Source organism: Nocardioides marinisabuli, assembly GCF_013466785.1.
GTDB classification, from domain to species: Bacteria; Actinomycetota; Actinomycetes; order Propionibacteriales; family Nocardioidaceae; genus Nocardioides; species Nocardioides marinisabuli.
The window spans coordinates 3,135,638-3,157,740 of record NZ_CP059163.1; the positions used below are offsets into that span (position 1 = coordinate 3,135,638).

Annotated in this window: 20 protein-coding genes and 1 pseudogene; 12 read left to right on the forward strand and 9 right to left on the reverse strand. The window is 75.3% G+C overall.

Annotated features, from left to right (window positions below; all coding sequences use genetic code 11):
- Nucleotides 1–80: 80 nt before the first annotated feature.
- Nucleotides 81–458, forward strand: a complete 378-nt coding sequence (locus tag H0S66_RS15030; RefSeq protein ID WP_179616092.1) for an Rv2175c family DNA-binding protein — start codon at nt 81–83, stop codon at nt 456–458.
- Between the two features lie 19 nt (nt 459–477).
- Nucleotides 478–933, forward strand: a complete 456-nt coding sequence (locus tag H0S66_RS15035) for a hypothetical protein (RefSeq protein ID WP_179616093.1) — start codon at nt 478–480, stop codon at nt 931–933.
- On the opposite strand, the gene H0S66_RS15040 is transcribed toward H0S66_RS15035, so the two are convergent.
- From H0S66_RS15040 to H0S66_RS15050, 3 genes are all read right to left on the reverse strand, one after another.
- Nucleotides 916–2,196 carry an RNA polymerase sigma factor gene (locus H0S66_RS15040; protein WP_179616094.1) on the reverse strand — a complete coding sequence of 427 codons (1,281 nt, stop codon included), beginning with the start codon at nt 2,194–2,196 and terminating at the stop codon, nt 916–918. The two genes, H0S66_RS15035 and H0S66_RS15040, sit on opposite strands and share 18 nt — an antisense overlap.
- Before the next feature lie 37 nt (nt 2,197–2,233).
- Entirely contained in the window at nt 2,234–2,590 is a 357-nt protein-coding gene (locus tag H0S66_RS15045) for a YciI family protein (protein ID WP_179616095.1), read from the reverse strand.
- Between the two features lie 227 nt (nt 2,591–2,817).
- A complete protein-coding gene (locus tag H0S66_RS15050; protein WP_258016941.1) occupies nt 2,818–3,906 on the reverse strand; it encodes a polyprenyl synthetase family protein in 1,089 nt (362 codons plus the stop codon).
- A gap of 88 nt (nt 3,907–3,994) precedes the next feature.
- On the opposite strand from H0S66_RS15050, the gene metF reads away from it, so the two are divergent.
- Nucleotides 3,995–4,885, forward strand: coding sequence for a methylenetetrahydrofolate reductase [NAD(P)H] (gene metF / locus H0S66_RS15055; RefSeq protein WP_179616096.1), 891 nt, complete (start codon nt 3,995–3,997; stop codon nt 4,883–4,885).
- A gap of 13 nt (nt 4,886–4,898) precedes the next feature.
- On the opposite strand, the gene H0S66_RS15060 is transcribed toward metF, so the two are convergent.
- A complete protein-coding gene (locus H0S66_RS15060; RefSeq protein ID WP_179616097.1) occupies nt 4,899–6,200 on the reverse strand; it encodes a phytoene desaturase family protein in 1,302 nt (433 codons plus the stop codon).
- 25 nt (nt 6,201–6,225) lie between these two features.
- The gene (locus H0S66_RS15065) at nt 6,226–6,708 is read right to left on the reverse strand and encodes a YbaK/EbsC family protein (RefSeq protein WP_179616098.1); all 483 of its coding nucleotides are present in this window, start codon (nt 6,706–6,708) and stop codon (nt 6,226–6,228) included.
- Nucleotides 6,709–6,806: 98 nt separating this feature from the next.
- Between H0S66_RS15065 and H0S66_RS15070 the strand changes: the two genes are divergently transcribed.
- The 9 genes and pseudogenes from H0S66_RS15070 to H0S66_RS15110 all read left to right on the forward strand — a co-directional run bounded on the left by H0S66_RS15070 (nt 6,807) and on the right by H0S66_RS15110 (nt 16,373).
- On the forward strand, nt 6,807–7,307 hold the full coding sequence (locus tag H0S66_RS15070) for a hypothetical protein (protein ID WP_179616099.1): 501 nt from the start codon (nt 6,807–6,809) through the stop codon (nt 7,305–7,307).
- A 194-nt stretch (nt 7,308–7,501) separates the two neighbouring features.
- Nucleotides 7,502–7,882: a DUF6504 family protein gene (locus H0S66_RS15075; RefSeq protein ID WP_179617442.1), complete on the forward strand. Its 381-nt coding sequence runs from the start codon at nt 7,502–7,504 to the stop codon at nt 7,880–7,882.
- Nucleotides 7,883–7,896: 14 nt separating this feature from the next.
- Nucleotides 7,897–8,364 carry an SAV_6107 family HEPN domain-containing protein gene (locus H0S66_RS15080; protein ID WP_179616100.1) on the forward strand — a complete coding sequence of 156 codons (468 nt, stop codon included), beginning with the start codon at nt 7,897–7,899 and terminating at the stop codon, nt 8,362–8,364.
- A 14-nt stretch (nt 8,365–8,378) separates the two neighbouring features.
- Complete coding sequence (locus H0S66_RS15085; RefSeq protein ID WP_179616101.1) at nt 8,379–9,644, forward strand: endonuclease; 1,266 nt, start codon at nt 8,379–8,381, stop codon at nt 9,642–9,644.
- Nucleotides 9,645–9,752: 108 nt separating this feature from the next.
- Nucleotides 9,753–12,479 (forward strand): annotated as a pseudogene (gene dnaE, locus H0S66_RS21085) (DNA polymerase III subunit alpha); the annotation flags it as partial.
- A gap of 388 nt (nt 12,480–12,867) precedes the next feature.
- Complete coding sequence (locus H0S66_RS15095; RefSeq protein WP_219633580.1) at nt 12,868–13,698, forward strand: OB-fold nucleic acid binding domain-containing protein; 831 nt, start codon at nt 12,868–12,870, stop codon at nt 13,696–13,698.
- 31 nt (nt 13,699–13,729) lie between these two features.
- Nucleotides 13,730–14,488, forward strand: coding sequence for a methyltransferase (locus H0S66_RS15100; RefSeq protein WP_179616103.1), 759 nt, complete (start codon nt 13,730–13,732; stop codon nt 14,486–14,488).
- 96 nt (nt 14,489–14,584) lie between these two features.
- Nucleotides 14,585–15,790: a DNA polymerase IV gene (dinB, locus tag H0S66_RS15105; protein ID WP_258016943.1), complete on the forward strand. Its 1,206-nt coding sequence runs from the start codon at nt 14,585–14,587 to the stop codon at nt 15,788–15,790.
- Nucleotides 15,791–15,917: 127 nt separating this feature from the next.
- Entirely contained in the window at nt 15,918–16,373 is a 456-nt protein-coding gene (locus H0S66_RS15110; protein ID WP_179616104.1) for a DUF3040 domain-containing protein, read from the forward strand.
- A gap of 45 nt (nt 16,374–16,418) precedes the next feature.
- Here H0S66_RS15110 and H0S66_RS15115 read toward each other — a convergent pair whose 3' ends face one another.
- From H0S66_RS15115 to H0S66_RS15130, 4 genes are all read right to left on the reverse strand, one after another.
- Nucleotides 16,419–17,222: a nucleotidyltransferase domain-containing protein gene (locus tag H0S66_RS15115; RefSeq protein ID WP_179616105.1), complete on the reverse strand. Its 804-nt coding sequence runs from the start codon at nt 17,220–17,222 to the stop codon at nt 16,419–16,421.
- Between the two features lie 84 nt (nt 17,223–17,306).
- A complete protein-coding gene (locus tag H0S66_RS15120) occupies nt 17,307–19,712 on the reverse strand; it encodes a transglutaminase TgpA family protein (protein WP_179616106.1) in 2,406 nt (801 codons plus the stop codon).
- Nucleotides 19,709–20,995 (reverse strand): DUF58 domain-containing protein, encoded by a 1,287-nt coding sequence (locus H0S66_RS15125; protein ID WP_179616107.1) that lies wholly within the window; start codon nt 20,993–20,995, stop codon nt 19,709–19,711. The genes H0S66_RS15120 and H0S66_RS15125 overlap by 4 nt, the downstream gene beginning before the upstream one ends.
- A 24-nt stretch (nt 20,996–21,019) precedes the next feature.
- Nucleotides 21,020–21,946, reverse strand: a complete 927-nt coding sequence (locus H0S66_RS15130; RefSeq protein WP_179617444.1) for an AAA family ATPase — start codon at nt 21,944–21,946, stop codon at nt 21,020–21,022.
- Between the last annotated feature and the right edge of the window lie 157 nt (nt 21,947–22,103).

Consider the following 22,103-nt stretch of genomic DNA (forward strand, 5'->3'; position numbering starts at 1 on the left):
CGGCCCGCAGGCGGGTCGGGGCGGCGTACGCCCCACCCTCACGGTTGGGCGGGCCTGGTGCGGGGTGGGAGCATGGAGCCATGAGCGAGACTTCCCTGGCAGGGCACGACCTGGCCGTCCTGGTCGACGACTGGATCGACTGGGCCGAGGCCGCGAGCCGGCTCGAGGTCAGCGTCGGCAAGGTCCGCACGATGATCCGCACCCACGAGCTGGCCGCCGCCGTGCCGGTGCCCGGCGAGGGGCAGAAGATCCCGGCCCTGTTCATCGACGACGAGCTGCGCCTGCCCGTCAAGGGCCTGCCGGGGCTGCTGACCGTCCTGCACGACGGTCGCTACGACGACCGCGAGTGCATCGCCTGGCTCTTCCTCGACCTCGGCCTCCCGGGGCGCCCGATCGACGCGCTGCGCGAGAACCGTGGCTCCGAGGTCAAGCGCCGCGCCCAGGCCATGGCCCTGTAGGACCTCCCGGGGGGTCGTCGTGGTCTACCGCATCTCTCCCGAGAACGTCCGGCCGCCGCGGGGCGGCCCCTCCGGCGCGCTCGCGATCGTCGTGGTGATCGGCCTCGCGCTCGGCATCTGGCTGCTGGCCGGGCGCGACCCCGGCAGCTCGACCTTCAGCAGCGTCGACGACCCCGGCCGCAGCGACGCCCGCGCACCCGACGACCCCGTCAGCGGACTGCCCTACGTGGCCCCCATCGACCTGCCGGCCCGGGTCGCCGAGGTGCTGCGCGACGTCGACGCCGGGGGAGAGCTGCCCGCCGGCGTCTCCCGGCGGCCCTTCCTCAACGGCGCGGGCCTCCTGCCGGTCCAGCGCACCACCGGCTACTACAGCCAGTACGCCCTCGGCGCCGGCTCGCTGCTGGTGGCCGGCGCGGGCGGCGAGCGCTACTACAGCGACGACGACGGCGCGTCGTTCTCACGCATCGGTCCCTGAACCGGACGCGTCGAGCGAGGACAGCCGCTCGTGCAGGTGCCTGGACTCCGCGCCCGCGGGGCACCACGCCAGGGCGTCGAGATAGGCGGCGCGCGCCTGGTCCACGTGCCCGCCGCGGCGCAGCAGCTCCGCCCGCGCCGTCGCGACCCGGTGGTGTCCGGGGAGCCGTTCGTCGAGGCCCTTCAGCAGGGCCAGCCCCGCCATGGGCCCCGAGAGCTCGGCCAGCGCGACCGCTCGGTTCAGCCGCACGAGCGGGGACCCCGTCAGCTGCTCCAGGCGCAGGTAGGCGGCCGTGATCGTGCGCCAGTCGGTGTCGCCGGCACTGGGTGCGAGTGCGTGGCAGGCGGCGATGACGGCCTGCAGACGCAGCTCCTCGCCGTAGCCGGTGGTGGGCGGGAGCCGGGCCAGGCGCTCGACCGCGGCATCGATCTCCTGCCGGTGCCACCGCGACCGGTCCTGGTCGGCCAGCAGCACGAGCCGGCCTTGCTCATCGGTGCGCGCGTCGCGGCGAGAGTGCTGGAGCAGCAGCAGTGCGGACAGGCTGGTCAGGACCCGGCGGTCGTCGGGCACGATCCGCTCCGCCAGGAGCGCGAGCCGCACGGCCTCGCCGGCGTCGCGTGCCCGTACGACCTCGACGCCGCCCGGGGCGTACCCGGTGGTGAAGGCGAGGTAGATGGCGCGGGCGGCTCCCACCACCCGTTGCGGCCAGGCGGCCGGGTCGGGGACGGCGAACGGGATGCCGGAGCCGGCGAGGCGCTTCTTGGCGCGGGTCAGCCTGGCCGCCATGGTCGGGCCAGGGACCAGGAACAGTCGCGCGATGGTCTCGGTCGGCACGCCCATCACGAACCGCAACGCCAGGGCGGGTCGTACCTCCGGAGCCAGCGCGGGGTGGGTGCACATGAAGATCAGCGCCAGGCGGTCGTCGACGTCCTGGCCGAGCTGGGCGCCCCCCGGACCGTGCGCCTGCTCGTGGACCGGCTCGTGCACCGGGGTGCCCGGCTGCCCACCCGGTCGTCCGCCCGGCTGGGCACCGGGGGCGACCAGGTGGGCTCGGTCCCGAGCCACGGCCTCCCGGCGCAGGCTGTCCACGACCCGGCGGTCGGCGGCGGTACGCAGCCAGCCCGCCGGGTTCGCGGGCACTCCCCGGTCGGGCCAGACCTGCGCAGCCTGGGCGAACGCCTCGGCCAGCGCGTCCTCGACCAGGTCGGGGCGTCGGTGACGTCGCAGCAGTCCGGCCAGCAGGTTCCCCCAGTCGTCCTGCATCGTCTGTGCCAGGGCGACCGCCGCGGCGTCCCCCGACTCACTCGTACTCGACAACCGGCCTGATCTCCATGTCGTAGGGGGGCAGGAGACGCAGCAGCTCGACGAGCGTGTCCAGGTCGGGGGCCTCCACGACGTAGAACCCACCCAGGCCCTCGAGCACCTCGGCGTACGGGCCCTCCGTGAGCGTCGTGGTGCCGTCCGCCCCGGTGCGCACGACGGTGGCGGTGTCCGGCCCGTCCAGCGCTTCTCCTGACACCACCGACACCTCCGGGTGCGCCGTGCAGGCGGCGTCGAACTCGCCGAACCGGGCCATCGCGGCACCCTGTTCCTCGGGCGTCATCGTCGGCCAGGGCTTCTGGGGACCGTCGCCGACCAGCAGGACCATGTACTTCATCGTCGCTCCTCTTCTCCGTCGTGTGGCCTCGTGCCACTCAACCCTCTGTCGTCCGGCTCCCGTCGAGATCGACAGCTCGAGCGAGATCCTGGGCGAGATCTTGCGCGAGGAACAGTGCAGCGGGAGGTAAAGCTGCGCGCCACGGGCCCACCGATCGCCTCGTGGCCGGCACCGACGGCGCGACCGGCCGGTGTCCGCAGCGTCCCGACGGGGCTGGCGGGCCGTGCTCAGACGAGACGCTGGGTCGCGGCCGTGGCGAGCTCGGTCAGCACGGTGCGCGCTGCGGGGTCGAGGCCGCTGCGGTCGAGCGAGTGCGTGGCGCGCTCGGTCAGTGCGGTGATGACCTCCTCGACCTGTTCCCGGGCGCCGGAGGTCGTGAAGATCGTGCGCAGCCGCTCCACCTGCTCGTCGTCGAGGGGGCGGCCCAGGGCACGGTCGAGCAGGGCGGCGTCGTCGTCGGAGGCGGAGTCGAGGGCCAGCGCGACCAGCACGGTGCGCTTGCCCTCGACCAGGTCGTCGCCGGCGGGCTTGCCGGTGGTCGCGGGGTCGCCGAAGACGCCGAGCAGGTCGTCGCGCAGCTGGAAGGCCTCACCCAGGGGCAGGCCGAAGGCGCTGAGCTGCTCCATCGTGGCCGGGTCGGCCCCGGCGAGGGCGGCGCCGACCTGCAGCGGCCGCTCGATGGAGTACTTCGCCGACTTGTAGCGCAGCACCGTCATGGCGGCGTCGACGTCGGCGCGCCCACGCGCCTGCACCGAGACGTCGAGGAACTGCCCGGCGATCACCTCGGTGCGGCACAGGTCGAGCACCTCGAGGGCCGCCACGACCCGCTGCACCGGCAGGCCGCAGCCGCGCAGCAGCTCATCGGACCAGGAGAGCAGCAGGTCGCCGAGCAGGATGGCCGCGGCGGCGCCGTACTGCTCGGGGTCGCCGCGCCAGGCGTCGGCGCGGTGCTCGCGCTCGAAGACGCGGTGGGTGGCCGGGCGACCCCGCCGGGTGTCGGAGGCGTCCATCAGGTCGTCGTGCACCAGCGCGCTGGCGTGCAGCAGCTCCAGGGCGGCACAGGCCCGCACCAGGGCCTGCTCGTCGACGGGGGCCGCCACCGCGAGGTGGCCCCACCAGCAGAAGGCCGCCCGCAGCCGCTTGCCGCCCGAGATCATCGCGCGGGCCTCGGCGAGCAGCCGCTCGGCGTCGGGGCCGAGCGGGGCCAGGCGGTCGGCCTGCCGGTCGAGGAACTGGTCCAGGGCCGCCTGGACCTGGTCGCGGAAGCCGTCGGCGTCCCAGTCGGAGGCAGGCGTCGGGGCTGGGGTCTCGCTCACCGGATCACAGTAGGAGACGTACCCACAACTGGCGCCGTTGGGTGGACGCCCACCCCCGGGTGGCCCGGGCGTCCTTAGAATCGTGGCCATGACCATCGGCCGTGGGCGCGCGCTCACCGACCTCATCGCAGCCGGCGAGCGCTCGTTCTCGTTCGAGTTCTTCCCGCCCAAGGACGAGGCCGGCGAGACCCAGCTGTGGGACGCCGTGCGCGCCCTCGAGCCCTACCGCCCCACCTTCGTCTCGGTGACGTACGGCGCCGGCGGCAGCAGCCGCGGCACCACGGTGCGCCTGACCGGGCGGATCGCGCGCGAGACCTCGATGCTGCCGATGGCCCACCTGACCTGCGTGGGCCACACCCGCGGCGAGCTCGAGCAGATCCTCGACGAGTACGCCGCCGCCGGCGTGCACCACGTGATGGCGCTGCGCGGCGACCCCGAGGCCGGCCCCCGCGCCGAGTGGACCTCCACCGAGGGCGGCCTCGACCACGCCGACGAGCTGGTCGAGCTGGTCGCCGCTCGCCGCGAGTTCCGCATCGGCGTGGCCGCCTTCCCCGAGCGGCACCCCTCGTCGGCCTCGCTCGAGCAGGACGCCGACGTGCTGGCCGCCAAGGCCCGGGCGGGCGCGGAGTTCGCGGTCACCCAGATGTTCTTCCGCGCCTCCGACTACTTCTCGCTGGTCGAGCGGGTGCGGGCGCGCGGCGTCGACCTGCCGATCCTGCCGGGCATCATGCCGATCCTGAACCTGCAGGCGATCCGCCGCCAGGGCGAGCTGATCGGCACCGACGTGCCCGCCGACGTGGTCGAGCGGATCAGCGCCCACGAGGGCGACCCGGTCTCGATGCGCGCCGAGGGCATCACCCAGGCCGCCGAGCTGTGCCAGGAGCTGCTCGACGGGGGAGCGCCGGGGCTGCACTTCTACACCCTGAACAGGTCGAAGGCCACGCGCGAGATCTTCGAGAAGCTCGACGTCACGCCCTGACGGGCGGGTCGGGTCAGGCGGGCCCGACGCGCTGGGCCACCAGGGCCGCCGAGAGCCCCACGAAGGGCAGCCCCGCGCCCGGGGTCGCGTGCGCGCCGGCGGCGTACACGCCGGGCACGGGCGTGTCGGGGCCGAGCCGGCGGCGCACCGTCGAGCGGCCCTGCCACAGCACGCCCAGGGGGGAGCCGCCCCACGCCTCGACGAGGTCGCGGGGCGAGCGGTCGACCCGGGTGACGACCTGGGCGCGCACGTCGATGCGGTGCCGGGCCAGCGCGAGCAGCACGTCCTCGGCCAGGCGGCCACGCCCCTGCACCGTCCACGCGGCGCCGCCCTCGGGCGCGCTGCCGCCGGTGCGCACCACCAGGCCTGGGTCGCCGTGCAGGACCAGCTCGTGGGGCACCTCCGGCAGGTCGCCGACGAGCCCGACGTGGCAGACCACCGGTGGGATGGCCGGCATCGTGCGCTTGACGAGCTCGGCGAGCGCCGGCAGGCGGCGCGGGTCGATGGCGCAGACGACCACCTCGGCGTCGACCTCGCCGGCGTCGGTCCTGACCGCGACGGCGCGCCCGCCGCGCACGACCACGTCGTGCACGCTCGTGCCCAGGCGCACGTCGACGCCGCGGGTGCTCATCCGCCCGGCCAGCACCTCACCCACCTTCGCCATCCCGCCCGGCACGGTCCAGGAGCCGAAGCGCTGCTCGAGGTAGGCCACCAGACCCATCCAGGCCGGCACGTCGCGGGGGGCGTGGCCGTCGGCGACGAAGGGGTGCGCGGCCACGTCGCGCAGCCGGTCGTCCTTGAGCGTGCGGCGCAGGCGCCGCTGCAGGCTCTCGCGGGAGTCGAGGCGCTCGCGCAGGTCACGGGGCAGGGCGGTGCGGTCCCAGGGCTCCTCGAGGTAGCCGCGGCGCAGCACCTCCCAGTCCTCGGTGTAGGCCGCGACGTGGTCGAGCCAGCGCTGCCCCTCGCCGGGGGACAGCTCCTCCACGGCCCGCCGCTGCGCCGAGCGCGACCCGCCGGGCAGGGCGAGCTCGGAGCCGTCGACGAAGCGGTGCGTGCGCACGGTCTCCAGCGGCACCAGCTCCAGCTCGCGCTCCAGCGGCCGGCCGGTCTTGCGGAACAGGTCGCGCAGCACCGCCGGCAGCAGGGTCGAGGTCGGCCCGGCGTCCCACCGGTAGCCGTCGGCCTCGACCGAGCCCAGGGCGCCGCCCAGGGCGTCGCCGCGCTCGAGGAGGGTGACGTCGTGGCCGGTCTTGGCCAGGCGGGCGGCCGTGGCGAGGCCGGCGTACCCGCCCCCGACCACCACGACCCGCGCCACGCGCACACCCTAGGGGGTCGTGCTCCTAGGCGGGGCTCTCGACGTCGACCACCTCGGCGCCGGTGAGCTCGAGGAGCTCGCCGAAGGAGGTGGAGAAGACCGCCGCGGGGTGGCCCGCTGCCGCCCACACGACCTCGTGGCGCGCCAGCCACTCGTCGAGGTACGTCGGCACCGGCGCGGGGTGGGCGAGCGGGGAGACCCCGCCGATCACCTGCCCGGTGTGCTCACGCACGAAGTCCGGGCTGGCGCGCGCGAGGCGCTCGACCCCGATGCGCCCGGCCACGGCGCGCACGTCGACCCGGTGCGCGCCCGAGGTGAGCACCAGCACCGGTGTGCCGCCGGCGTCGAAGAGCAGGCTGTTGGCGATCGCGCCCACCTCGCAGCCGAGGGCCTCGGCGGCCAGTGCCGCGGTGTGCACGGCGTCGGGGAGGACCACGACCTTGCCCCGGCCGCCGCGGCGGACCAGCTCGGCACGGAAGGCCGCGATGCCCGGGTGCTCGGTGCTCATGGCTGCGACCCTAGAGTTCGCTCCGAGATCGTGCACGGGAGATCACGCACGAGATCAGGCTCCAGAACACGCACGAGACCACCCACGAGAGGGCCGTCATGGACGACCGGCTGGAACGACCGCGCGCACTGAGGCTGTGCCTGCAGCTGCACCTGGTCCTGCTGGCGCTGGGCACGCTGACCGTCGTGCTGACCGCCGTGCTGCGCGACGACCTGGTGCTCAACTGGGCGCGGGGGCACCGCTCGGCCGGCGAGATCCTCGAGCGGCAGGGGCTGGACTACCTGATCGAGGAGCAGCCGATCGCGGTCCCGCAGTTCTTCCCGGTCGCGGCGGTGCTGTTCGTGGTGATGGCGATGCTCATCGGGGTGCTGATGGTCTTCTTCCGCAACGGCCACCACTGGGCGCGGGTCTGCCTGGCGGTGCTGGTGGTGATGACGGCGGTCGCCACCCTCAGCGGCATCCGGGTCGAGCCGCCGCAGGTCTTCGTGGTGCTCAGCTACCTCTCGCTGGTCGTCGAGGTCGCGATCCTCGTCACGATGTTCCACCCCGACACCGACCGCTACCTCAGCGCCACCCGCGAGCGGATCGCCGCCTCCTGAGGCTCTCCCCGGCCCCGTCCACAAGGGTCCGTCACGACCCTTGACCCACTGTCGGTGGGGGCGTGTACCTTGGGACCAAGTTCGAACACAGATTCGAACACGCTCCCGGCGGGGGCGACCTCGACCCCGCCCCCGTCGGGGGTTCCAGGCGGACCTGGCGCCCCGGCGCCGGAGAGGTGGCAGTGGTGGAGCTGATGCGACGGTACGACGAGCCCGTCGAGGTCCGGTGCGGCGTGCTGGCCGGCACCGAGACGACGGTCCCCGAGCAGTTCCTGTGGCGCGGACGGCTCTGGAAGGTCCGCTCGGTGCTCGAGCACTGGGTGGAGACCGGCGAGTGGTGGCGCCACGCCGGGGTGCGTGCGGTGCTCGGCTCCGAGGAGCCGGCCGACGCCTCCACCGCCGAGCGGCCCGCCCGGCCCCGCCCGCTGGAGGAGCTGCTCGCCGAGCGCGCGGTCTGGCGGGTGGAGGCCGGCCGGGGTGCCGCGGTGCGCGGCGCCGAGGACACCGGCGGGGTCTTCGACCTGGCCCTCGACGTCGACGGCGGGCGCTGGCAGCTCGTCGGCTGCGCGGACTGAGGGTGGTGGCCACGATGGCGCGCACCCGCACCCGCACCCCTGCCGCGGTCCCCGCACCGCACCCGCAGGCCCTCCCGGCGACCACGCACTCCTACCTGGCCCGCGCCGCCGAGTCGTTGAGCGAGGCGATGGCCACGCCCGAGGTCCCGGCCCGCTACGCCTGCGCCCACGTCTCGGCGCTGCGCTCGGCGGCCGCCCTGCTCTCGGCGCGCGCCCGCCCGGCCGGGCCGCGGCGCCGCCCCCAGAAGAACGCCTGGGTGCTGCTGGCCGAGGTCGCCCCCGAGCTGGGCGAGTGGGCCACGTTCTTCTCCGCGGGCGCGGCCAAGCGCGCGGCCGCCGAGGCCGGCTCGACCCGCGCCGTCACCGAGCGCGAGGCCGACGACCTGGTCCGCGACGCCGACCGGTTCCTGGCCGTGGTCGAGCAGTGCCTCGGGCTCGTGCCGCACCCGCCGGTCCAGGAGCGCATCGCGCGCGCCGGGTGAGGCAGGCTGCTCCCATGGCACTCTCGCCCGCCCTGCGCCCACCGCGGCTCGCTGCCGTCCTCCTCGTCGGGGTCCTCGGGGTGCTCCCGTCCTGCGCGGGCGCCGACGACGCGGCGCAGCCGGGGGAGGGCGGGACCGCGCGCAGCACCCTGCTCGGCTCCGGCTCGGAGGCCGCGAGCCAGGCGCTGGAGGGGGCGGTCAGTGTCGCGCAGGCGCTGACGATGCCCGACGGTGCGTCGTTGCGGGTCCGCGGCCACCTGGTCGGCCAGCCCACCGCGCCGGGCGCCGTGGTGCGCGGCTCCTTCCCCGACGACCTGGCGCTCGCGGTGGCCGACGACCCGCAGGAGCGCGACCCCTCCCGGATGCTGCTGGTGCAGCTCCCCGAGGAGCTGCGCGGCACCTGGGGGCTGGCCTCCCACCCCGCGCTGCTGGGCGCGGAGGTGGTGCTGGACGGCGAGCGGGCGGCGTACTTCTCGGCGCCGGGGCTCAAGCGGGTGACCGCGGTCGCGCTGGTCGACGCGGCGGCGCCGAGCGGTCCCGGCGCGCCGGCCCTGACGGACCTGCCGACCGACCTGCCGGCCGAGCTGGTCGGCTACTACGCCGACGCGGAGGGTCGCACCGGCGAGGACCTCGCCCGGGCGCTGCACGAGATCATCTCCACCGACGTCGACCGGCTGCGCTACGACGAGCTGTGGGAGGCCCTGCGCGACACCGACGCCGACCCCGACGCCCCCGGCCGGGTGATCGAGCTCTACACCGGCGACAGCGTGCCGGGCGAGGCCAACGGTGGCGATCCCGACGAGTGGAACCGCGAGCACGTGTGGCCGCAGAGCCGCGGCGGCTTCGGCACCAGCGCCGGGCCGGGCACCGACCTGCACCACGTCCGCCCGGCCGACGTGAGCGTCAACGCCGACCGCTCCAGCCTCGACTTCGACGACGGCGGCAGCCCCCAGGGCGAGGCCGACGACACCTACCGCGACGCCGACTCCTGGGAGCCGCGCGACGCGGTGAAGGGCGACGTGGCCCGGATGGTGCTCTACATGGCGGTGCGCTACGAGGGTGGCGACGGGTACGCCGACCTCGAGGTCTCCGAGGAGGTGGGCCGGCGCGACCTCGACGCGCTGGGCTACCTGGGTCGGCTCTCCACGCTGCTGCGCTGGCACGAGCAGGACCCGCCCGACGCCTTCGAGCGCGCCCGCAACGACGCGATCCACGAGACCTGGCAGGGCAACCGCAACCCCTTCGTCGACCGGCCGGAGTGGGTCTCCGCGATCTGGTGAGGGTGGGTTGGCGCACGCGGCGCGACGGGGTTAGGCTGGTGCCTCCTCGAACATGAGTTCGAGAGATTCTTCGTCAGGGTCGAGCCGACGCGAGAGGTGGTCCGACCCGTGCCCGACCCGTTCCCGCACCTGCACGTCGCCTCGGGCTACTCCCTGCAGCACGGCGCCTCGCTGCCGCACCTGCTGGTGCAGCGCGCCGCCGACCACGGCATGGACCTGCTGGCGCTCACCGACCGCGACGGCACCTACGGGGCGGTGAAGTTCGCCAAGGCGTGCCTGCAGGCCGGGATCAGCCCGGTGCTCGGGGTCGACCTGGCCTACCGGCCGGGCAGCCCCGGGGCGCCGGCGCCCGTGCCGGGGCGCGGGCGCACCCCGGTGCGGGGCGGCGCCTTCCGCGACCCGCGGCTGCCGCGGGTCACCCTGCTGGCCCACGCCGCCGGGCCCGGCGGCGGACGGGGCGGCTGGGCCGCGCTGTGCCGGGTGCTCTCGACCACCCACCTCGCCGGCGAGCGCGGCACCCCGGTCCTGGACCCCGAGGCCCCCGAGGTCGCGGCGCTGCTCGCCTCCGGCGACCTGGTCGTGCTGCTCGGCCCGGCCTCCGAGGTCGGGGCCGCCGCGGCCCAGCGCCGCCGCGACCACGCCCGCGCCGCCCTGGAGCGCTGGAGCGCCCTGGTGCCCCGCGAGAACCTGCAGGTCGAGGTGGTCTCGCACCGCCTGGCCGGCGACGGCCCCGGCTCGACCCGGCACGCCGCCCGGATGCTCGCGCTGGCCCAGGAGGTCGGTGCGGGGTCGGTGCTGACCAACGCCGTGCGCTACGCCGACCGCAGCGACGCCGCCACCGTCGACGTGCTCGACGCCGCCCGGCGCCTGGTCGCCCTCGACCGTCGCCACGTCGACCGCGGCAACGCCGAGGGGCACTTGAAGTCCGGGCCCCAGATGCGCGAGGTGGCCCACGAGGTCGTGGCCCGCGCCGGCGCCGGCACCGGGCGCGAGGCGCTGCGCCTGCTGGCGCGCACCCGCACCCTGGCGGAGCGCTGCGCGCTCGACCCGCGCGCCGACCTGGGCCTGGGGGAGGTGCACTTCCCCGAGTTCAGCCTCTCCACCGACCACCCCAGCGCCGACGTCGCGCTGCGCGCGCGCTGCGAGGGCGCCATCGGCGACCGCTACGGCAGCGGCGGGCTGGCGGTGGTGTGGAAGCGGCTCGAGGACGAGCTCGCGGTGATCGGCGAGCTCGGCTACGCCTCGTACTTCCTGACCGTCGGCGACGTCACCGACCTGATCAAGCAGATGGGCGTGCGGGTCGCCGCGCGCGGCTCGGGGGCCGGCAGCCTGGTCAACTACCTGCTCGGCATCTCCGGGGTCGACCCGATCCGCCACCAGCTGCTGATGGAGCGCTTCCTCTCCCCGCTGCGCCAGGCGCTGCCCGACATCGACGTCGACGTCGAGTCCGACCGGCGCACCGAGGTCTACGAGCGCATCCTCGACCGCTACGGCGGCGAGCGGTGCGTGTGCGTCTCGATGATGGACACCTACCGGGTGCGCCACGCCGTGCGCGACGTCGGCGCCGCGCTCGGGATGCCCCCGGCCGAGACCGACGCCATCGCCAAGGCCTTCCCCCACGTCCGGGCCCGCGACGCCCGCGCCGCGCTGGCCGAGCTGCCCGAGCTGCGCGCCAGCGGGCTGGGCGAGGCCCGCCTCGACCTGATGTTCCAGCTCGTCGAGCGCCTCGACGGGCTGCCGCGCCACGTCGCGGTGCACCCCTGCGGGGTGCTGCTCTCCGACGCGACCCTGCTCGACCGCACCCCCGTGGAGGCATCGTACGCCGGCTTCCCGATGAGCCAGTTCGACAAGGACGACGTCGAGGACCTCGGCCTGCTCAAGCTCGACGTGCTCGGCATCCGGATGCAGTCGGCGATGGCGCACGCCCTCACCGAGGTCGAGCGCGTCGAGGGGGTGCGCATCGACCTCGAGGACAACCAGCAGGTGCCCTTCGACGACCCCGCGACCTACCGGATGATCTCCGCGGCCCGCACCCTCGGGGTCTTCCAGATCGAGTCGCCGGGCCAGCGAGAGCTGGTCGGCAAGTCCGGCATCGAGACCTTCGAGGACATCATCACCGACATCTCGCTCTTCCGGCCCGGGCCGGTCAAGAGCGACATGATCACGCCCTACCTCGAGGTCAAGCACGGCTGGCGCGAGCCGCGCTACCTCCACGACGACCTGCGCCCGATCCTGGCCCCGACCCGCGGCGTGGTGGTCTTCCACGAGCAGGTCATCGAGATCATCGGCTGCTTCACCGGCATCTCCTACGCCGAGGCCGACGAGAAGCGCCGGGCCCTCGGCGACGCGGAGGGGATGGCCGAGACCCGGGCCTGGTTCTTCCCGCGCGCCCTGGGTCGCGGCTACCCGCTCGGCGTGGTCGAGGAGGTGTGGGGCGTCCTGGAGGCCTTCGCCTCCTTCGGCTTCTGCAAGGCCCACGCGGCCGCGTTCGCGCTGCCGACCTACCAGTCGGCCTGGCTCAAGGCGCACTGGCCGGCGCACTTCCTGTCCGGGGTGCTGACCCACGACCCGGGGATGTACCCCAAGCGGCTGATCCTCGAGGACGCCCGCCGCCTCGGCGTGGCGGTGCTCGGCCTCGACGTCAACGCCTCCGAGCGGGCCTACGTCGTCGAGCGGGTCGAGCCCACCGGCGCCCACCCCGGCCCCGACGTCCCCGACGGGCGGCCGTGGGGCATCCGGCTGGCGCTGGCCGAGGTCAAGGGCATCAGCGAGGTCGAGGTCTCGCGCATCGTCGCGGCCCGGCCCTTCCACTCCCTTCCCGACTTCTGGCAGCGCGCCCGGGTCTCGCGCCCGGTGGTCGAGCGGCTGGTGCTGGCCGGTGCCTTCGACAGCACCTACGGGATCGGGTCGGCCGCCGGCAGCGACGTACGACGTCGCGGGGTGCTGACCCGCCGCGACCTGCTGCTGCAGGTCGCCGAGCTCGACCGGCAGGGCCGCGCGCTCGAGCGGGCCTCGCGCGGACGCGGCCTGGCGGCCCGCAAGTCCTGGAGCGGGGCCACCACGCGCGCCCGCCAGGTCGCCGACGCCGCGGCCGCGCGCAACAGCACCGACCTCTCGGTGCGCGAGGGCGCAGGCGGGGGAGAGCGTCGCCGAGGCCGACCGGCGCCGCGACCGGCGACCCGGCGACCAGGCCGAGGACTACCGCGACGACCGGGGGGCGCCGGTGCGCGAGGGCGTGTGGGGGCGCTCGCAGGCCCAGGCCCGCACCGCCCCGCCGCCGCCCCCGGTCGACTCGGTCCAGCTGAGCCTCGACCTCGGCGACGCGCCGGGGGAGGGCGGGGTCTCGGGGCTGCCCGAGATGACCGGCGAGGAGCAGATGCGCGCCGAGCTCGAGATCCTCGGCCTCGACGCCAGCCGCCACGTCGTCGACACCTACGGCCCCTTCCTCGACGCGCTCGGGGTGACCCGCAGCGAGCAGCTGCTCGCCCAGCGCAGCAAGGCCGAGCTGCTGGTGGCCGGGGTCAAGGTCGCCACCCAGACCCCACCGATCCGCTCGGGGCGCCGGGTGGTCTTCCTGACCCTCGACGACGGCACCGGCCCGGTCGACGCCACCTTCTTCGAGGACGCCCAGGGCCCCTACGCCGCCACCGTCTTCCACTCCTGGCTGCTCGTCGTGCGCGGCGAGCTGCGCCGCACCGGCCACCGCGGCGTCTCGCTGCGCGCCACCGGCTGCTGGGAGCTGCCGGTCCTGCACCAGCAGTGGCGCAGCGGCGGCATCGAGGCGGTGCGCGAGCAGATGGCGGTGGTGCCCCAGGGGTTCGGCGGCGTCGGCGTCGAGCTCGCCGGGCAGGGCGCGGCCGAGAGCCGGGCCCCGCGCCCGGTCATGGCCCGCCCCGACGGCCCGGGCGCCGCGGGCGGGATGGGTCGGCGCCGGGTGCTGGTGCACTCCAGCGGCTTCAGGCTCTCGCCGTACGCCGACATCAAGCCGGCCGGCGAGGAGACCCGCGACGTGGCGCGCAAGCTGTGGCACCGCAGCTCGGGGAGCCCGGGATGAACGGCGTGCCCGTGGCCCTAGGGTGGGTCCCATGTCCGCCAGCGAGCGCCCCAGCGACCGACCCAGCGAACGTCTCGCCGAGCGTCCCAGCGAGCGCCGGGCAGCAGCCCGCACCGCCGTGGTGTGGGACGCCCTGCGCCCGCTGCTCGAGCAGTCCGGGCCCCTCGACGTCCTCGACATCGGCGGCGGCACCGGCGGCTTCGCCGTGCGGGTGGCCGAGCTCGGGCACCGCGTCACCGTCGTCGACCCCAGCCCCGACGCCCTCGCCTCGCTCGGGCGCCGCGCCCGCGAGCGCGGCGTCGAGGTGGCCGGCCTGCAGGGCGAGGTCTCGAGCCTGCTCGACGTCGCCGGCGCCGACAGCGCCGACCTGGTGCTGTGCCACGGCGTGCTCGAGCACGTCGGCGACCCCGCCACCGCCCTCGGGGTGCTGCGCGAGGCCGTGCGCGACGGCGGCACCCTCAGCCTCCTGGTCGCCCAGCGCCACGCGGCGGTGCTGGCGCGCGCCATGGCCGGGCACTTCGGCCAGGCCCTCGCGCTCCTCGAGCCCACCGTCGACCCCGGTCGCGCCGGGCACCGCTACACCAGCGACGAGCTCGTCGCGCTGCTGGCCACCGCCGACCTGCACGTCGAGCAGGTCCACGGCGTCCGGGTCTTCGCCGACCTGGTCCCCGGCACCCTGCTCGACCTCGAGCCCGGTTCCACCGCCGCCCTCGTCGAGCTCGAGAAGGCGGTCGCCACGCGTCCCGAGTACCTCCCGCTCGCCACGCAGCTGCACGTGCTCGCCCGCTGACGCCGAGTCGGCGCTACTTCACGTTCCCCCGCTTCGCTCCTCCCGTGAAGTAGCGCCGACTCGGCTCCTTCTCACGTGCTGTGGTGGAGGATCGGCGTGACCTCCGCTGGCGCTTCGGTCACGCCGATCCTCCACATCGACATGGACGCCTTCTACGCCTCCGTGGCGGTGCGGGAGCGGCCCGAGCTGTGGGACGTGCCGGTCATCGTGGGCGGCGGGTACCGCGGCGTGGTGCTCTCGGCCAACTACCTGGCCCGCGAGCACGGCGTCCGCTCCGGCATGCCCGCCACCCGGGCCCGGCGGCTGTGCCCCCAGGCCGTGGTGGTGCCGCCCGACCACGAGCTCTTCGGCAGCGTCTCGACCGCCGTGGTCGAGACCTTCCGCCGGGTCACGCCGCTGGTCGAGGTGGTCTCCCTCGACGAGGCCTTCCTCGACGTCAGCGGGTCCGTGCGCCGCCTGGGCCCGCCCGCCGAGATCGCCGAGCAGGTGCGCGCCACCATCCACGACGAGCAGGCGATCACCTGCTCGGTCGGGGTGGCGGCCACCGTCTCGGTGGCCAAGCTGGCCAGCAGGCGCGCCAAGCCCGACGGCGTGGTGGTGGTGCCGCCCGAGGAGATCACCACCTTCCTGCACCCGCTCGACGTCGGCGAGCTCTACGGGGTGGGGGAGAAGACCCGCGCGATGCTGCACCGCCTGGGCCTGGTCACCGTCGGCGACGTCGCGCACACGCCGGTGCGCACCCTGCAGCGCGCGGTCGGCGACCACCTCGGGCGCCACCTGCACGAGCTGGCGTGGGGCGACGACCGGCGCGAGGTCGTGGCCCGCACCACCGGCGCCTTCGGGCTCGGCGGCGGCGAGCCCGACCGGTCGATGGGCGCGCAGGAGACCTTCGGGCGCGACGTCGACGACCGGGCGGTGGTGCTGCGCGAGCTGCTGCGCCTGACCAGCACCGTCACCGGGCGGATGCGCGTGGCCGGCGTCGCCGGGCGCACCGTGACGCTGACGGTGCGCTTCGCCGACTTCACCACCATCACCCGCTCGCGCACGATGAGCGAGGCCACCGACGTCACCCAGGAGGTCTACCGCACCGCCACCGCCCTGTACGACGCCCTGGGGCTGCAGCGGGCCCGGCTGCGGCTGGTGGGGGTCCGGGTCGAGGGGCTCGCGCCCCGCGAGAGCGTGCACCACCAGCACGTGCTGGGCGAGCGCGAGCACGGCTGGTCGGAGGCCGACCGGGCCGTCGACCGGGCGACGCGCCGCTTCGGCTCGGCCGCGGTACGACCGGCCAGCCTGCTCTCCTGAGCGCTCCGAGAGGCCATCGTCACCCAATTTGCATGAGCCGCCTACCGTGACGGCGAGGGCCTGCCTAGACTTGACCCGCCGACATCGCCGCGATGTGACGGTGCGTGTGTGACCCCTTGGAGGAACGGTGCCACTCTCGGAAGAGGAGCTGCGACTGCTCGAGCAGATGGAGCGTGCCCTCTCCGAGGAGGATCCGAAGTTCGCCTCCACCCTGCGCGGCACGTCGCTGCGCCGGGTCGCGCGTCGTCGCGCCATGCTCGCCGGGGCGGTCTTCGCCCTCGGCATCGTCGTCCTGATGACCGGTGCGATCTCGCAGATCTGGGCGATCGGCATCGTCGGCTTCGTCGTGATGCTCGGCTCGGCCACCTTCGGGCTCAACGCCCTGCGCAACCAGGCGCAGGCCGGCCCCGCCGCCGAGACCGGCGCGCCGCACGCCGACCAGGGCTCCCGGGCCTTCACCGTCATCGACGGCGGGCGCCGCACCCGTTCGCGCCAGCGCCGCAGCGGCGCCGGTGGCGCCGGGTTCATGGACCGCATGGAGGAGCGCTGGCGCCGCCGCCGCGAGGAGAACGGCGGCTTCTGACCCGACCCGGCCGGTTCGAACGAGCCGGCTCGCGACGGGCTGCGCTCAGGGGCGCAGCAGCTCCAGGTCGCGCCCCCAGGCGTCGATGACCGGTCCCAGCACGGGCCGGGGTCGCCGGGCGTCGTGGGCCCGGCAGCGCGAGTCGACCTCGGCGAACGTCGTCCGGAGGGCGTCGGGGTCCCCGTCGAGGGTGCCGGTGACGAGCCCGAGCAGCTCGTCCGCGTCCCACCCCGGCAGCGGGTGCGTGCGCAGCTCCCACGGCAGGTACTTGTGGTACGGCCGGACCCGGCCGGCCAGGGAGAAGACGACGTCGAGCAGCCAGGGCAGTGACTCCGCCGCGTCGAGGCGCCGCTCGAGGCCGCGCCCGTCACGGTCGTTCTTGAGCGCGCGGTAGGCGTAGTTCAACCACCCGTCGAGCCGGTCGTGCTCGAGGAGGACGGACTCGGCCTCGGCGACGTCCACGACGGCCTGCCGGCGGACCGCGGCGCCCACCCGTCCGGCGCTGCGGTCCATCAGCACCGGGGCCCAGGCGAAGGACCACCGGGAGTACCACCACTGCGTCCCGAAGACCGGCACCTCCTCGAGCTCGGCCACCGAGACCGGGATCTCGTCGACGGTCTCGGAGCGGCGCGTGGTGCGTCGGCGCGCACCCTCGTCGGTGAGGACGACGTAGACGTCGACGTCGGAGCGGGGCGTGGTCATCCCGCGAGCCGCGGAGCCGGTGAGGACCATCGCCACGAGGTCGTCCCCGTGCTCCGCCAGGTTGCGCTCCGCGACCTCGGCGAGCAGGCGCCGGTGCTCCGGGGACACGTGGTCGGGGAGGCTGAGGGCCGGGCGGGGTGCGGTCACCGTCCGCACTGTCCACGAACGGCCATCCCTGCGGCAACGGGTTTGCGCGCGCGACCCGGCCGGTTCGAACCGGCCGGGTCGGGGTCAGCCGACGTGGTCGACGACCCCGCCGCGGTAGCCCAGCGACTCCGTGTCGGGCCCCGCCGCCGCGCTCGTACGACGCGTGGGCCGCAGCAGGGTGCGGGGCAGCCAGGTGGCGCGGCGCCGGGCCCGGGGCGTGGTGCCGTCGAAGAGGGCCTGGACCACCCGCTGGCCGTCGTCGTGGCGGTGCGCCGGGTCGGCGGCGCCGGCGGGGGCGTAGCGCAGCCGCTCGAGGTCGGCCACCAGCCGGTGCAGCGAGGCGACGGCCTCGGGTGCCTGCCCGGCACCGTGGCCGGGGCGCAGGCGGTCGTCGAGCGGGCTGCCGAGGTGGCCCACGAGACCGGCGCCGGTCTCGCGGGGCGAACGGCCCCCGGCGTAGGGCAGCCCGAGGTCGCGGGCGGTGTCGCGCAGCTCGTCCCAGATCTCCTCGGGCCCGGCCGCCAGACGGTGCTCGCGGCGGCGACGTCGCAGCGCGCCGGGCGCGAGCGCCAGGCCGACCAGCGCGAGCGCGCCGAGCAGCACACCGAGCAGGGTGCCCCAGGGGAACCCGCCGTCCGTGCTGCCGGCCGCGGCACCGGTCTCGGGGTCCAGCTCCTCCTCGGGGGCGGCGCTGGGCTCGCCGTTGCGGTCGGGCAGCTGGTCCTCGGCGCGCCCGCTCGGGCCGCTGGGCTCGGGCTGCTCGAGGTCGACGGCCTCGCGGGTGTAGGACGGCACGGCCCCGGCCCGCGCGGGGGGAGTGGGCTCGAAGCGGACCCAGCCCGAACCGGCGATGAAGAGCTCGGGCCAGGCGTGCAGGTCGTCGGAGGAGTACTCGTAGACGCCGTCGGCGATCCGCTGGGGCGTCAGGAACCCGACCGCGACGCGGGCGGGGATGCCGAGCTGGCGGGCCATGACGGCCATCGCGCTGGCGAACTGCTCGCAGTAGCCGGTGCGGGCGTAGTCGCCCTCGGTGCTCAGGAACTCCTCGAGCTCGTCGGTGCCGTTGCCGGGCGGCACGTTGCGCAGCGAGTACTCGAACTCCTGGCGGAACCAGTCCTGCAGCGCCACGGCCTTCTGGAACCGGGTCGGGGCGCTCGCGGTGACCTGGTTGGCCAGCTGGCGGATCAGCGGCGGCATGCCGTCGGGCAGGTCGGTGTAGGACGCCGAGACCATGCCGACCGAGGACGGGGCGTCGGCGAGCTCCTGCGCCGAGAGGTCGAGGTCGACGCCGGTCATCGACCACCGGGTGCCGGTGAGGTCGAGGTCGGTGTCGCCGGCGAGGAAGTCCATCGTCGACTCGTCGTAGCGCCAGTCGCCCTCGGCCTCGACCCGGCTGACCGGTGCGAAGGTCGGCAGCCAGCGCGACGAGAACGTCTCGTAGGCCTCGATGCTGTAGTCGAGGGTGCGGCGCGGCACCGACTGGCTGACCCCGGTCAGGCTGGGCATCTCGCCGTCGGGACGGTTCTCGAGGGGGATCTCCCGGTCACCGGGGCTCCACTCGTTCTCGGAGAAGCGGTTGAGCACCGAGATCCGCAGGTACTCGGGCTCCACCTGCTCGCTGCGCACGGCCAGCAGCGGGGTGTCCTCGGGTCGGTTGAGGTCGCGCACCAGGTCGGTCATCGGGTTGTCGACGCTGATCTCGGTGTCGCCGCCCGGTCCGCGCCCGATGTCGAGCAGGTGCACGTCGAGGGTCGGGACCGCCAGCGGCACCACCACGGCCAGCGCGGTCGCGACGCCGCCCACGGCGAGCGCGTTGACCCGCACGGTCGCGGTGTGCACGCCCAGGCCCGACGGCTCGGCCAACGGAGCGGTGAGGTCGTCGTTGCCGAGGCTGCGCCCCCAGCGCGCCACCTGCTCGCTCTCCTGGAGGTAGAGCATCGCGACGAAGCCGAGGGCGGAGAGGGCGAAGACCCACCACGTCAGGTCGGTGGCCAGCAGGCTGACCGGCACGCTGTAGACGGCCAGCAGCGGCAGGCCGGCCAGGGGCACCCGGCGCAGCCCGCAGGCCAGCAGGTCGACCAGCACCAGGCAGGCCAGCCCGCCGGCGAGCAGCAGCGGCTCGACCGCGGCCTCCGCGGTCGGCACGGGCGAGGCGTAGACGACGGCGCCCTCGCGCGCGTCGGCCAGCGCCACCAGCAGCGCGTCCCACGTCGCCCCGACGGGCAGCGGCGAGCCGACGACGACCCAGCTCAGCGCCATCGCGCCGCTGAGCAGCTGCAGCAGCAGCACCGAGAGCGCACCGAGGCGCGACCAGCGCCCCACGGCACCGACGGCGGCCACCAGCAGGGCGAGGCCGAGCAGGGGGGAGAGGAACAACGAGGGCGCGTCGGTGAAGCCGCGCCACGACAGGATGCAGATCCACGTCGTCAGCGCCGCCACGGTGGAGAGGGTCAGGCCGGCGCCCGGGCTGCTGCGCGTCCGCGAGGTCATCGCCCCACCTCCGTCGTACGCCGCTCGGGCGCGGCGCGCCGGGCACCGGACCGGGCGCCGGCCCCGAGCTCCTGCCAGCGCGCCTCGAGCCGGTCGCGCGGGCCGAGGGTGGTGACCCGCCAGCCCTGCTGGGCCAGCAGCCCGGTCGCCGGGGCGGTGCTGGCGCCGGTGGCGCCGACCCAGGCCTCCACGTCGAGGGCCAGCGCGAGCGCGCTGCCCTGGTGGGACTGCATGCGGCGCAGCACCGGGGCGTCGTGCTGCTGGACGGCGCCGAGCACGGCGACGACCAGGCCGCCGTGGCCGGCCTCGCCCAGCCAGGCGGTGTCGAGGCGGGGCGCCGGGGTCGGGCGCAGCACGGCCAGCGACTCCAGCAGGGGGGCCGTGCTCGGCTCGGCGCCCCGCTCGTGCCAGCCGCTCGAGCGGTCCTCGCCGGCCGCGGTCACCAGCCGTACGGCGAACCCGCGCCGGGTCAGGTGCACCGCCACCGACGCCGCGGCGCTGACGGCGGTCTCGAGCGAGGAGGCGATGCCCTCGCCGCGGTGGGCGACCTCGCGGTTGTCGAGGAAGACGGTGGCGCGGGAGTGCCAGGGCTGCTCCTCGCGGCGCACCATCAGCTCGCCGACCCGCGCCGAGCTCGGCCAGTGCACCCGGCGCAGGTCGTCGCCGCGGCGGTACTCGCGCACCGTGACGTCCTCGGCGCTGCCGGTGGCGAAGGCGCGGGGGCGGTTGTCGCCGGAGCCGCTCTCGGAGCCGCCGAGCGGGATCGCCGGCAGCGCGACGGTGCGGGGGGTGACGGTGAGCGCGGAGGTGGTGCGGAAGGCCCGGCCGAGCTCGACGAGGCCGAAGGGGTCGCTGACGCGCACCGACATCGGGCCGACCTCGAAGCGGCCGCGCACGTCGGAGCGCACCTGGTAGCCGACCTGGCGCTGCCAGCCGTGGCCGATGCCCTCGAGCACGAAGCGGGGACGGGTGCCCAGCACGTAGGGCACGTGGTCCTCGAGCAGCAGCACGCCGCTGGGCGTGCGGCCCTCGTTGCTCAGCGAGAGCGTCACGCGGGCCTGCTGCCCGGCGGTGACCAGCGGCGGGGAGACCGTGCGCACCAGCGCCAGGCGGTAGCGGCTGCGACCCAGCACCAGCGCGGTGACCAGGGGCAGGGCCAGCACCAGCACGCCGACGCGGGTCAGCGCGGGCTGCCCGAGCAGGACGGCGCAGACCACGGCGGTGACCCCGGCGGCCACGAACGCGCGCCCGCGCACGGTCAGCCCGGCCAGCGCCTCCCTCACGACGTCCTCCCCACGACCGCGGCCTCAGCCGCGGGTGCCGTCGGGCACCGGCACGGCGGCGACGAGGCGCTCCAGGATCTCGTCGGTGCCGCGCCCGTTCATCGAGGCCTCGACGCTGGGCAGCAGCCGGTGGGTCAGCACCCGGGGCGCCAGGGCGCGCACGTCGTCGGGCAGCACGTAGTCGCGACCGTGCAGCGCGGCGTACGCCTTGGCGGCGCGCACCAGGTGCAGGGTCGCGCGCGGCGAGGCGCCCAGCACCAGCTCGTCGGTACGCCGCGTGGCCGAGGTGAGCGCGACGGTGTAGCGCTGCACGGCCTCGGCGACGTAGACCTGGCCCACGATGGCGGTGAGCTTGCGGATCTCGGCGGCGTCCGTGACGTGCTCGAGGTCGTCGAGCGGGTTGCCGCCGGTGTGGCCGGCGATCATCGCCAGCTCGGCGGCCTCGACGGGGTAGCCCATCGAGGTGCGCACCATGAAGCGGTCGCGCTGCGCCTCGGGCAGCGTGTAGGTGCCCTCCATCTCCACCGGGTTCTGGGTGGCGATGACCATGAAGGGCGTCTCGAGCTGGTAGGTCGCGTTGTCGACGGTGACCTGGCGCTCCTCCATGCACTCCAGCAGCGCCGACTGGGTCTTGGGGGAGGCGCGGTTGATCTCGTCGCCGACCACGATGTTGGCGAAGACGCCGCCGGGGCGGAACTCGAACTGGCGGGTGTCCTGGTTGAAGACCGACACGCCGGTCACGTCGGAGGGCAGCAGGTCGGGCGTGAACTGGATGCGTCGCACGGTCGAGTCGATCGAGCGGGCCAGCGCCTTGCTGAGCATCGTCTTGCCGACGCCGGGCACGTCCTCGATCAACAGGTGCCCCTCGGCGAGCAGCACCACGAGCGCCGAGCTGACGACCTCGGGCTTGCCCTCGATGACGCGCTCCACGTTGGTGCGCACGCGCTCCATCACGCGCGCCAGCGTCTCGAGGTCGGCGCCTCCAGCTGTCGGAGATCCCACGAGCGGTCCCTTCCAGGTCGTGCCGGTGCCCGGCAGTGGGTTTCCACCGTATGCCGTCGCGGCAACACCGCGCCCCCACAGGTGCGGGCCAGGTGCGGGCCGGTGG